The sequence below is a fragment of the Achromobacter sp. ISS7 genome, assembly GCF_056523125.1.
Window position 1 is genome coordinate 4,915,207 of the sequence record NZ_JAWRZD010000001.1, and the last position, 8,998, is coordinate 4,924,204.

An 8,998-nucleotide genomic window follows, 5' to 3' on the forward strand; every position below is an offset into this window, starting at 1 on the left:
CGAGGGCCGCCGATCGCGGCCGGACGCAGGATTACAGCACAGTCGGGGGCAGGGGGCAAACCCCGGGCCAACCCGGGGGCCGTAGCCGCCCAGATCGCGGCTGTACGCCGTCAAGTATCGGGCGATATCACTATTTTGGGGCGATTTTCCGGATTTCAAGAGTCCGGATGAAAGCGGGCGGACAGCGGGGGCAGGGGCCCGTCATCCGACGGGCCGCGCCGCGCGTCTCAGTGGTGATGGTGGTGATGCCCGGCGTCGGCCGGCTGCTGCTTCTGGCACTGCGGGCAGAGGGCCCGGATCTCGGTCTCGTGGGTGGCCAGGACGTAGCCCGTTTGGGCGACGCGCTCGGCCAGCTGGCGGCTCATGGCGGGGTCGGACACTTCGGCCACCGCGCCGCAGCCGGTACAGACCACCAGCAGGTCGTGGGGCGCGCCGCCGACATCGTGGCAGGCGCTCCAGGCGTTGACGGCGTCCAGCCGGTGGATCAGGCCTTCATCCATCAGGAAGTCCAGCGCGCGGTACACCGTGGGAGGCGCGGCGCCGGGGTGCACTTCGCGCATGGCTTCGAGCAGCTCGTAGGCCTTCAGGCTGCGGCCGTGGCGCAGCAGCAGTTCCAGCACCTTGCGGCGGATGGGGGTCAGGCGGCTGCCGCGTTGTTCGCACAGCGCCTCGGCGACGCTGAGTTGGGCGCCTACGGTGTCACTGCGGGGGGAACGGGGCGGAGCGGGCATGGCGGGCTTCATCTGAATAGGGAACGCGCGCGACGCGCGCGAGATGCCTGGAAGGTAGCAGAAAACATCCAGGTGCGGGCAAAAGCCGGTGATTCAAGCCAATTTAGTTATGATATAACATAATACTGTTTTACCGTTTGTCGCCGTCATGTCCCATTTTTCGCTCCTGCCCCCGCGGCCCGGCGCCGCGTCGGGTCCCCGCGCGTCGTTCCGTTCCGCCTTCCTCGTATCCGCCTGGCGCCGCATGGCGTTCGCCCTGGTGGCCGTCGTCGCGCTGTGGGCGCTGACCGGCTGGGCGCTGGACTGGTGGCCGCGGTGAGCGCCGCCCCGGTCGCCATCGAGCTGCACAACGCCTCGTTCGGGTGGCACGGGCACGCCGCGTTGCGCGGCGTCTCGGGCCGCTTCGAGCCGGGCGCCATGACCGCCGTGATCGGGCCCAACGGCGCGGGCAAGTCGACCCTGGTCAAGGGCATCATGGGCGTGCTGCGGCCGATGTCGGGCAGCGTCAGCATCGGCGGCGCCGGCCGCGCCGAGCTGGCCTGGCTGCCGCAGGCCGCCGAACTGGACCGCGCCTTTCCCGTGACGGTGCTCGACCTGGTGGCCCTGGGCGCCTGGCGCCGGGTCGGCGGCTGGCGGCGCTACGGCGGCGACGAACTCGACCGCTGCATGCAGGCGCTGGAGACCGTGGGCCTGGCGGACATGGCCGGCCGCGGCGTGGATACGCTGTCCGGCGGCCAGATGCAGCGCACGCTGTTCGCCCGCATGCTGGTGCAGGATGCGCCGGTGCTGCTGCTGGACGAGCCGTTCACCGCCGTCGACAGCCATACCGCGGATGACCTGATGGCGCTGCTGTGCGGCCTGCACGGCCAGGGCCGCTCGGTGATCGCGGTGCTGCACGACATGGACCTGGTGCGCGAGCACTTCCCGCAGTGCCTGCTGCTGTCGGGCTCCGTGGTGGCCTGGGGCGACACGGAGTCGGTCCTGACCGATGCGCACCTGAAGACGGCGCGCCAATGGCACGCGAGGGCCTACGCATGAGCGCGTTGCAGTGGGTCGTGTCCCCCTTCATCGATTACGGCTTCATGCGGCGCGCGCTGGCAGGCGCCTGCTCGCTGTCGCTGGGCGCGGCGCCGCTGGGCGTGTTCCTGGTGTTGCGGCGGATGAGCCTGATGGGCGATGCCATGTCGCACGCCATCCTGCCCGGCGTGGCGGCCGGCTTCCTGCTGTCGGGCCTGTCGCTGTGGGCCATGATGCTGGGCGGCATCGCCACCGGCCTGGTGGTGGCCCTGCTGGCTGGCCTGGTGGCGCGCCTGACGCCGCTGCGCGAGGACGCCAGCTTCGCCGCCTTCTACCTGATCTCGCTGGGCCTGGGGGTGCTGCTGGTATCGCTGCGCGGCTCCAACATGGATCTGCTGCACGTGCTGTTCGGCACGGTGCTGGGGCTGGACGACGCGTCGCTGCTGCTGGTCTCCATCACGGCCAGCGTCACGCTGCTGGCGCTGGCCGCGCTCTACCGCCTGCTGGTCGCGGAGTGCCTGGATCCGGCCTTCCTGCGCGCCAGCGGCGGCCGGGGCGGCTGGGTCCACATGACCTTCCTGGTGCTGGTGGTGGTGAACCTGGTGGCCGGCTTCCAGGTGCTGGGCACCTTGATGGTGGTCGGCATCATGATGCTGCCGGCCGCCGCGGCCCGTTTCTGGCTGCGGTCCGCCGCCAGCCAATTGCCGCTGGCCGCCGGCATTGGCGTGGCCGCCTCGGTCGCCGGCCTGCTGGTGTCGTACCACGTCAATGTGCCGGCCTCGCCCGCCATCATCCTGGCCGCCGGCGTCTGTTACCTGTTTTCCATCGTCTGCGGCCCGCATGGCGGGCTGCTGCGGGCGCCGCGCGTCTCGCGCCGGGCCTGAACACTCAAGGAGATTCACCATGCCTTCCCTCTTTCCGGCGCTGGCGCGCCGCCGTGTGATGCTGGCCGCGGCCGGCCTGTGGCTGTCGACGGCTTTCGGCGCGGCGTACGCGGCCGACCCGTTGCCGGTGGTGGCCAGCTTCTCGATCCTGGGCGATATCGTGCAGGAAGTCGGCGGCGCCGACGTCAAGGTGAGCACGCTGGTGGGCCCGGACGGCGATGCCCACGAATACGAGCCCACGCCCGCCGACGCCAAGAAACTGGCGGCCGCCAAGGTGCTGTTCGTCAACGGCCTGGACTTCGAGGCCTGGCTGCCGCGCCTGGTCAAGGCCTCCGGCTTCGCCGGGCCGACCGTGGTCGCGTCCAAGGGCGTGACGCCGCGCAAGTTCGCCGGCCATGGCGACGAGCACGGTGACAAGCATGACGACAAGGACCACGATCATGGCCATGCCCACGACCACGGCGGCCATCACCACCACGACGCCGACCCGCACGCCTGGCAGAACCTGGCCAACGGCGTGATCTACGCGCGCAACGTGGCCGACGGCCTGGCGGCCGCCGACCCGGCCCATGCCGACGCCTACCGCAAGCGCGCCGATGCCTACATCGCCCGCGTGCAGGCGGCGGACGCGGCCGTGCGCAAGACCTTCGCGGCGATTCCGGCGGAGCGCCGCAAGGTGGTCACTTCGCACGACGCGTTCGGCTATTTCGGCGATGCCTACGGCGTGAGCTTCATCGCGGCGATGGGCATCTCGACCGAGGCCGAGCCGTCCGCCGGCGACGTGGCCCGCATCATCGAACAGGTCAAGCGCGACAAGGTGCCGGCGGTGTTCATCGAGAACATCACCAGCCCGCGCCTGGTGCAGCAGATCGCCCGCGAAACGGGCGCTAAGGTGGGTGGTACGCTGTATTCCGATGCCCTGTCCAAGCCCGGACAGCCCGGCGCCACCTACCTGGAAATGTTTGAATGGAACGTTCGTCAACTCGCCGCGGCCTTGCAGCCCTGATCGCCGTGGCGGGTGCGCTGGCGGCCGGCGCCGCCGGCGCGCACCCGCACATGTGGATCGATGCCCACGCCGTCATCGATCTGGACGAGCAGCACCGCGTGACGGCGGTGCGGCAGGTCTGGCTGTTCGACGAGATGTTCGGCGCCTATGCCACGCAAGGTCTCAAGAAGGGCAAGGGCGGCGCCTTGCCCGAAGACACCCTGAAAGGCATGGCGCAGGATTGGATGAAGGCGCTGGGCGAACCGGTGTCGCATTACTTCACGCGGGTCACCGTGGCGGGCAAGAGCGCGGTGTTCGCCGCGCCGCGCGATGCACGCGTGACCTGGAACGCCAAGACCGGCCGGCTGGCGCTGGCGTTCACGCTGCCGCTGGCCGAGCCCGCCACGCTGGACGCCGCGGGCGCGCAGGTGGACATCTACGACCCGACCTACTTCGTGGCGTACGCCTTCGATGACAAGGGGGCGGTCGCGCTGGGCGGACCCGGCGCGGCGGCCTGCAAGCAGGCTTACCGCAAGCCCAAGGAACTGGATTGGAACACCATGCAGCAATTGGCCGCGATCCCGGCCGATCCGGACGCGCTGCCGGAAGAGCTTTTCGCCATCACCAAGGGGCTGACGCACCGCATCGAGGTGCAATGTTCGTAGGGCGGCGTCCGGCCGCCGCGCTGGCGTGGCTGTTCGCGCTGGCCACGATGGCATGGGCCGGCCTGGCCGACGCGCAGGGCGCGCATCCCTTCGGCGTGCCGGAGAGCGGCGCCGGCCTGGGCGGCCCCGGTTGGCTGGCGGGCTTCTTCGGCCAGGTCTCGGTGTGGCAGACCCATTTCTACCGCCAGCTGACCGCGGCGGTGCGCGCCTGGCAGGCCGATGGCGGCGCCTGGCTGCTGATCGGCCTGTCGTTCGCCTACGGCGTGTTCCATGCGCTCGGCCCGGGCCACGGCAAGGCGGTGATTTCCTCCTATGTGCTGGCCAACCGCCAGACCGCGCGCAACGGCGCGCTGCTGGCGCTGGTGTCGTCGCTGGTGCAGGCGCTGGTGGCGATCGCGATGGTGGCGGTGCTGGCGCTGGTGTTCAACGCCACGGCCGCGGCCATGAACCAGGCCACGCGCTGGCTGGAGCTGGCCTCGTATGGGTTGGTGACCTTGCTGGGCGCATGGCTGGTCTGGATCAAGGCGATCCGGCCGTTGTCGCTGCGCCCGCCAGCCCGGGCCGCCGCCGTGGTCGCGGCCCCGGTCGTGGTGGCGCCGGCCCCGGCCCTGAAGGGCGCCGCGGCCTTGCGCGCGATTGCGATCCACGCGCCGGCGCCGCACGTCCATGGCGAGGTCCATGACCACGGTCATCCGCATGAACATCACGATGATTGCGGCTGCGGCCACGCCCACGTGCCGCCGCCCGAGCAGGTGGCGGGGCCGTTGAACTGGCGCCGCGCCTGGTCGGCGATTTTCGCGGTGGGCTTGCGGCCCTGCAGCGGCGCGCTGATCGTGCTGGTATTCGCGTTGTCGCAAGGATTCTTCCTGGCCGGCGTGGCCTCGGCCCTGGCGATGGGCCTGGGCACGGGCCTGACGGTGGCGGCGCTGGCCTGCCTGGCGGTGGCGGCCGGCGGCGCGGCCAATGCGCTGGGCGCGCGCCTGTCGGGCGTCGCGGCGGCGCGCCTGCGTTACGGGGTGGAGGCGTTGGCGGCGCTGGCGGTACTGGCGCTGGGCGTGCTGCTGCTGGGCGGCATGCTGGCCGGCGGCGGCTGACGCGCCGCCGCGTTCAGGACTTGCGGCCCGCGCGCGGATGGGCCTGGTCGTAGGCCCGCGCCAAGTGCTGGAAGTCCAGCCGGGTATAGATCTGGGTGGTCGAGATGTTGGCGTGGCCCAGCATTTCCTGCACGGCGCGCAGGTCCTGCGCCGATTGCAGCACGTGGCTGGCGAAGCTGTGGCGCAGCACGTGCGGATGCACGTGGGTCGGCAGGCCGGCGGCCTGCGCGATCCGGGCCAGCTGCAATTGCACCACGCGCGGCGAGATACGCCGGCCACGGGCGCCAAGGAACAGGGCGGCGGCATCGTCGGCGGATGCCGCCGGCGGCGCCAACTGCTCGCGTACGTCGATCCAGCGCCGCAGCGCCGCCAGGGCGGCCTGGCCCACGGGAACCGAGCGGCGCTTGCCGCCCTTGCCCAGCACGATCACCTCGGCCTCTTCCAGGCTGAGCCAGCCGCGCGATTCATGCTCGGCCGAGCGCGTGTAGCGCAGGTCCAGCCCCACCAGTTCCGACAGGCGCAGGCCGCTGGAATACAGCAACTCGAACATGGCCTGGTCGCGCAGGGCGGCCGGTTCGGTGGCGACCTTGGCCGGCGCGCGGTCGAGCAAAGCCTGGGTCTGTTCCACCGACAGGGCCTTGGGCAGGCCGCGCGGCGCCTTGGGCGCGCGCACCCCGGCCACCGGATTGCCGGCCAGGCCGATCGTCGGCGCCCACCATTGATAGAAGCCGCGCCAGGCGGCCAGCGTGCGCGCCAGGCTGCGCGGGCCGCGGCCCTGCGCGTGCAGCCGCGCGACGAACTGGCGGATATGGCCATTGCCGAGCTTGTCGAGCGGCAGCTTGGCGCGTTCGGCCAACTCGATCAGGAAGCGCAGTTCGCGCCGGTAGCCGTCCAGCGTGTGGGGGGAATAGCGGCGATTGCTTTCCAGATGGCGTAGCCAGGCGGCCATCGGGTCGGGCAGGGGAGCGTCCGGCGCTTGCGGTTGCATGGCGTGTTCCGGGGCCCCCGCCGTCATGATCGGCTCAGGCCTTGGGCGCGGCCGGGTTCAGCCGGTGCAGCGCCGCCGAGGCCAGCTGGCCGATGGCTTCCAGGAACGCGGTGCCCATCTCGGGCGTGAAGCGTTCGGCATCGTCCGAACCCAGCACCAACAGGCCGACGCTGGCGCCTTCGGCTTCCAGGCGCAGCGGCACCAGGGCCAGCGACTTGGGCTTGGCGTCCAGCCAGGCGACGGCCTCGAAGGCCGTGTCGGTGCCGCAGTACGGCGCCTTCAGGCTGTCGGCGAAGGTACGCACGTCCTGCGTGACGGGCTCGCCATAGCCGGTGTCGGGCAGTTCCGGCAGGTTCCACAGGCGCAGCGCCACGTGGTTCAGCTCGAACTGTTCAGCCAGGCCCAGGGCGATCTCGCCGGGCACCAATTGCGGATCCGGTTCGGACAGCAGGCGGCAGCACCATTTGGAGATGTGGCTGCCGATGGTTTCGTTGGCGGTGGCGTTGCGCACCAGCTCGTTCAGGCGCCACTCGAGTTCGCGGTTGCGTTCGCGCAGCGTGAGGATCTGGCGTTCGCCCAGCGAAATGGCGCGCGAGCCGTGCGGGTGCGGCACCTGCAGCGTGGCGAAGACGTCGGCGTGCTCGTCGAAGAAGCCGGGATGTTCCTGCAGGAAGGTGGCGATGTCCTGGGCGGTGAAAGCGGTATCGGTCATGGGGTTATCGGTTCAGCGCCATGGAGAAGACGAGCTTGTCGATGTCGACCTGGCCCGTGAAGACGGATTCGGCCGGTCCGGTCATGCGCAGCTGGTCGCCGTTCCAGGCGATGGTCAGCACGCCGCCGCGCGTCTGCACGCGCACCGGGGAATCGAGCAGGCCGCGGCGGATGCCGGCCGCGACGGCGGCGCAGGCGCCGGTGCCGCAGGCCAGCGTCTCGCCGGCGCCGCGTTCGTGCACGCGCAGGCGGATGTTGTGGCGATCGACGATCTGCATGAAGCCGGCGTTGACGCGGCGGGCAAAGCGCGGGTGGTTCTCGATCAGCGGGCCGACGACGGCGACGGGCGCGGTATCGACGTTGTCCACCACCTGCACCGCGTGCGGGTTGGAGATGGCCACGGCCGACAGGGCCACGCTGCGCGGCAGGCCGGCGGGCACGTCGAGTTCCAGTTCCCACAGGGTGTCCTGGCCTTCGGTGCGCGAGGCCAGGCCGGCGGTGTCGAACGGCAATGCGGCCGGGTCGAAGCGGGTGCTGCCCATGTCGACCGTGACCTGTTCGTCGTCGCCCTCGTCCAGCACCAGGATGCCGGTGGCGATCTCGGCGCGCAGCGGGTTGCGGTCGGACAGGCCCTGTTCATGCACGAAACGCACGAAGCAGCGCGCGCCGTTGCCGCAGTGCTCGACTTCGCTGCCGTCGGAATTGAAGATGCGGTAGCGGAAGTCGGCGTCGGGCCGGGTGGCGCGCTCGACCAGCAGGATCTGGTCGGCGCCGATGCCGAAGTGGCGATCGCCCAGCGCGCGGGCGCGCTCGGGCGTCATCTCGATGGCCTGGCGGACCCCGTCCAGGACGACGAAATCGTTGCCCGCGCCATGCATTTTGGTGAAGTTCCAGTTCATGGGGAGATTATCGCCCATTCTGGCCGGGGAAACCGCCCCGGGGCTGGCCGGGGAAACCGCCCCGGGGCTGGCCGGGGCGCGGCCTAGTAGATCTTGGGCTCGCCCGGCGGACGGGTCTTGAAACGGCGGTGGACCCAGTAATACTGGCTGGGGCAGCGCCGCACCCAGCTTTCCAGCTCGCGGTTCAGGCGCGCGGTGGCTTCTTCCAGCGTGTCGTCGCCGGGGAAGTTCTCCAGCGGCGGCAATACCTCGGCGTGGTAGCGGCCGGTCTCCGGGTTCCAGAAATCCAGGATCGGCAACACGGCCGCGTCCCATTTCTTGGCCAGCTGCGCGGTGGCCAGCAGCGTCGCCGCCTGGATGCCGAAGAACGGCGCGAACACGGCGCCCTGGCGGCCGAAATCCATGTCGGGCAGGTAGTACACCGGGCGCGGCGCGCGCAGATGGCGGATCAGGTCGCGCACGCCGTCCTTGCGGCTGACCAGGAACACCTCGTTGAAGCGGGCGCGGCCGGCGGCCACCACCGCGTCGATGTGCGGATCGCTCTGCGGCGTGTACATGGTGGCCGCGCTCGGCACTTCCATGGTCAGGCGCGTGGCGGCCGCGTCCAGGCCGATGAAGTGCGGCGCCAGCAGGATCACCGCGCGGCCCTGCGCGGTCAGTTCATTGATGCGCTCGGCGCCGCTCTGCGTGACCATGTCCTTGATGGCTTCCGGGGTGCCGTACCACAGCACGCCGCGGTCGACGATGGATTGCGCCAGCGCCCGGAAGTGTTCGCGCACCCAGCGCTCGCGCACTTCCTCGGGTTGCTCCGGAAAACACAGTTCGAGATTGCGGCGCACGATGCGGGTGCGCGATTTGGCCAGGCGCATGGCCAGCCAGCCGAGCGCGGCGCCGATGCGCAGCCGGGTGGACGGCCGCATGCGGCCGAACCATTTCAGCAGATTGACCAGCGTGCGCGTTTTCGATTCTTTCATGGACGGGTTGGAGAGCTTGAGACCAGGGCGGCGGGGCGTGGGCGCCGGCT

Annotated in this window: 11 protein-coding genes; 6 read left to right on the forward strand and 5 right to left on the reverse strand. The window is 70.6% G+C overall.

From position 1 onward, the window contains the following. Positions 1-227: 227 nt before the first annotated feature. Entirely contained in the window at positions 228-731 is a 504-nt protein-coding gene (locus tag AC1HFW_RS22300) for a Fur family transcriptional regulator (RefSeq protein WP_054501175.1), read from the reverse strand. A 148-nt stretch (positions 732-879) separates the two neighbouring features. Between AC1HFW_RS22300 and AC1HFW_RS22305 the strand changes: the two genes are divergently transcribed. Genes AC1HFW_RS22305 through AC1HFW_RS22330 form a run of 6 tightly spaced genes read left to right on the forward strand, consistent with a single transcriptional unit; the run spans position 880 to position 5,376 of the window. Then, positions 880-1,050, forward strand: coding sequence for a hypothetical protein (locus AC1HFW_RS22305; protein ID WP_006391914.1), 171 nt, complete (start codon positions 880-882; stop codon positions 1,048-1,050). Further along, positions 1,047-1,769, forward strand: a complete 723-nt coding sequence (locus AC1HFW_RS22310) for a metal ABC transporter ATP-binding protein (protein WP_006391913.1) — start codon at positions 1,047-1,049, stop codon at positions 1,767-1,769. Before AC1HFW_RS22305 ends, AC1HFW_RS22310 begins: the two co-directional genes overlap by 4 nt. Continuing rightward, a complete protein-coding gene (locus tag AC1HFW_RS22315) occupies positions 1,766-2,632 on the forward strand; it encodes a metal ABC transporter permease (RefSeq protein ID WP_479285251.1) in 867 nt (288 codons plus the stop codon). Before AC1HFW_RS22310 ends, AC1HFW_RS22315 begins: the two co-directional genes overlap by 4 nt. Before the next feature lie 19 nt (positions 2,633-2,651). Then, positions 2,652-3,638, forward strand: a complete 987-nt coding sequence (locus tag AC1HFW_RS22320; protein ID WP_061072996.1) for a metal ABC transporter solute-binding protein, Zn/Mn family — start codon at positions 2,652-2,654, stop codon at positions 3,636-3,638. Next, positions 3,599-4,282: a DUF1007 family protein gene (locus AC1HFW_RS22325; protein ID WP_006391910.1), complete on the forward strand. Its 684-nt coding sequence runs from the start codon at positions 3,599-3,601 to the stop codon at positions 4,280-4,282. Before AC1HFW_RS22320 ends, AC1HFW_RS22325 begins: the two co-directional genes overlap by 40 nt. Next, positions 4,273-5,376, forward strand: coding sequence for a nickel/cobalt transporter (locus AC1HFW_RS22330; RefSeq protein ID WP_479285252.1), 1,104 nt, complete (start codon positions 4,273-4,275; stop codon positions 5,374-5,376). The genes AC1HFW_RS22325 and AC1HFW_RS22330 overlap by 10 nt, the downstream gene beginning before the upstream one ends. 13 nt (positions 5,377-5,389) lie before the next feature. Here AC1HFW_RS22330 and xerC read toward each other — a convergent pair whose 3' ends face one another. From xerC to AC1HFW_RS22350, 4 genes are all read right to left on the reverse strand, one after another. Then, positions 5,390-6,364: a tyrosine recombinase XerC gene (xerC, locus tag AC1HFW_RS22335; RefSeq protein ID WP_006391908.1), complete on the reverse strand. Its 975-nt coding sequence runs from the start codon at positions 6,362-6,364 to the stop codon at positions 5,390-5,392. A gap of 34 nt (positions 6,365-6,398) precedes the next feature. Beyond that, complete coding sequence (locus AC1HFW_RS22340; RefSeq protein WP_479285253.1) at positions 6,399-7,076, reverse strand: DUF484 family protein; 678 nt, start codon at positions 7,074-7,076, stop codon at positions 6,399-6,401. A gap of 4 nt (positions 7,077-7,080) precedes the next feature. Continuing rightward, complete coding sequence (dapF, locus tag AC1HFW_RS22345; protein ID WP_006391906.1) at positions 7,081-7,992, reverse strand: diaminopimelate epimerase; 912 nt, start codon at positions 7,990-7,992, stop codon at positions 7,081-7,083. 65 nt (positions 7,993-8,057) lie between these two features. Beyond that, positions 8,058-8,948 carry a lysophospholipid acyltransferase family protein gene (locus AC1HFW_RS22350; protein ID WP_006391905.1) on the reverse strand — a complete coding sequence of 297 codons (891 nt, stop codon included), beginning with the start codon at positions 8,946-8,948 and terminating at the stop codon, positions 8,058-8,060. Positions 8,949-8,998 lie beyond the last annotated feature (50 nt).

Coding starts and splice junctions, on each gene's coding strand:
- AC1HFW_RS22320 (WP_061072996.1), top strand. CDS start 2,652: ATGCCTTCCCTCTTTCCGGCGCTGGCGCGCCGCCGTGTGATGCTGGCC.
- AC1HFW_RS22305 (WP_006391914.1), top strand. CDS start 880: ATGTCCCATTTTTCGCTCCTGCCCCCGCGGCCCGGCGCCGCGTCGGGT.
- AC1HFW_RS22315 (WP_479285251.1), top strand. CDS start 1,766: ATGAGCGCGTTGCAGTGGGTCGTGTCCCCCTTCATCGATTACGGCTTC.
- AC1HFW_RS22300 (WP_054501175.1), bottom strand. CDS start 731: ATGCCCGCTCCGCCCCGTTCCCCCCGCAGTGACACCGTAGGCGCCCAA.
- xerC (WP_006391908.1), bottom strand. CDS start 6,364: ATGCAACCGCAAGCGCCGGACGCTCCCCTGCCCGACCCGATGGCCGCC.
- AC1HFW_RS22325 (WP_006391910.1), top strand. CDS start 3,599: ATGGAACGTTCGTCAACTCGCCGCGGCCTTGCAGCCCTGATCGCCGTG.
- AC1HFW_RS22340 (WP_479285253.1), bottom strand. CDS start 7,076: ATGACCGATACCGCTTTCACCGCCCAGGACATCGCCACCTTCCTGCAG.
- AC1HFW_RS22330 (WP_479285252.1), top strand. CDS start 4,273: ATGTTCGTAGGGCGGCGTCCGGCCGCCGCGCTGGCGTGGCTGTTCGCG.
- AC1HFW_RS22350 (WP_006391905.1), bottom strand. CDS start 8,948: ATGAAAGAATCGAAAACGCGCACGCTGGTCAATCTGCTGAAATGGTTC.
- dapF (WP_006391906.1), bottom strand. CDS start 7,992: ATGGGCGATAATCTCCCCATGAACTGGAACTTCACCAAAATGCATGGC.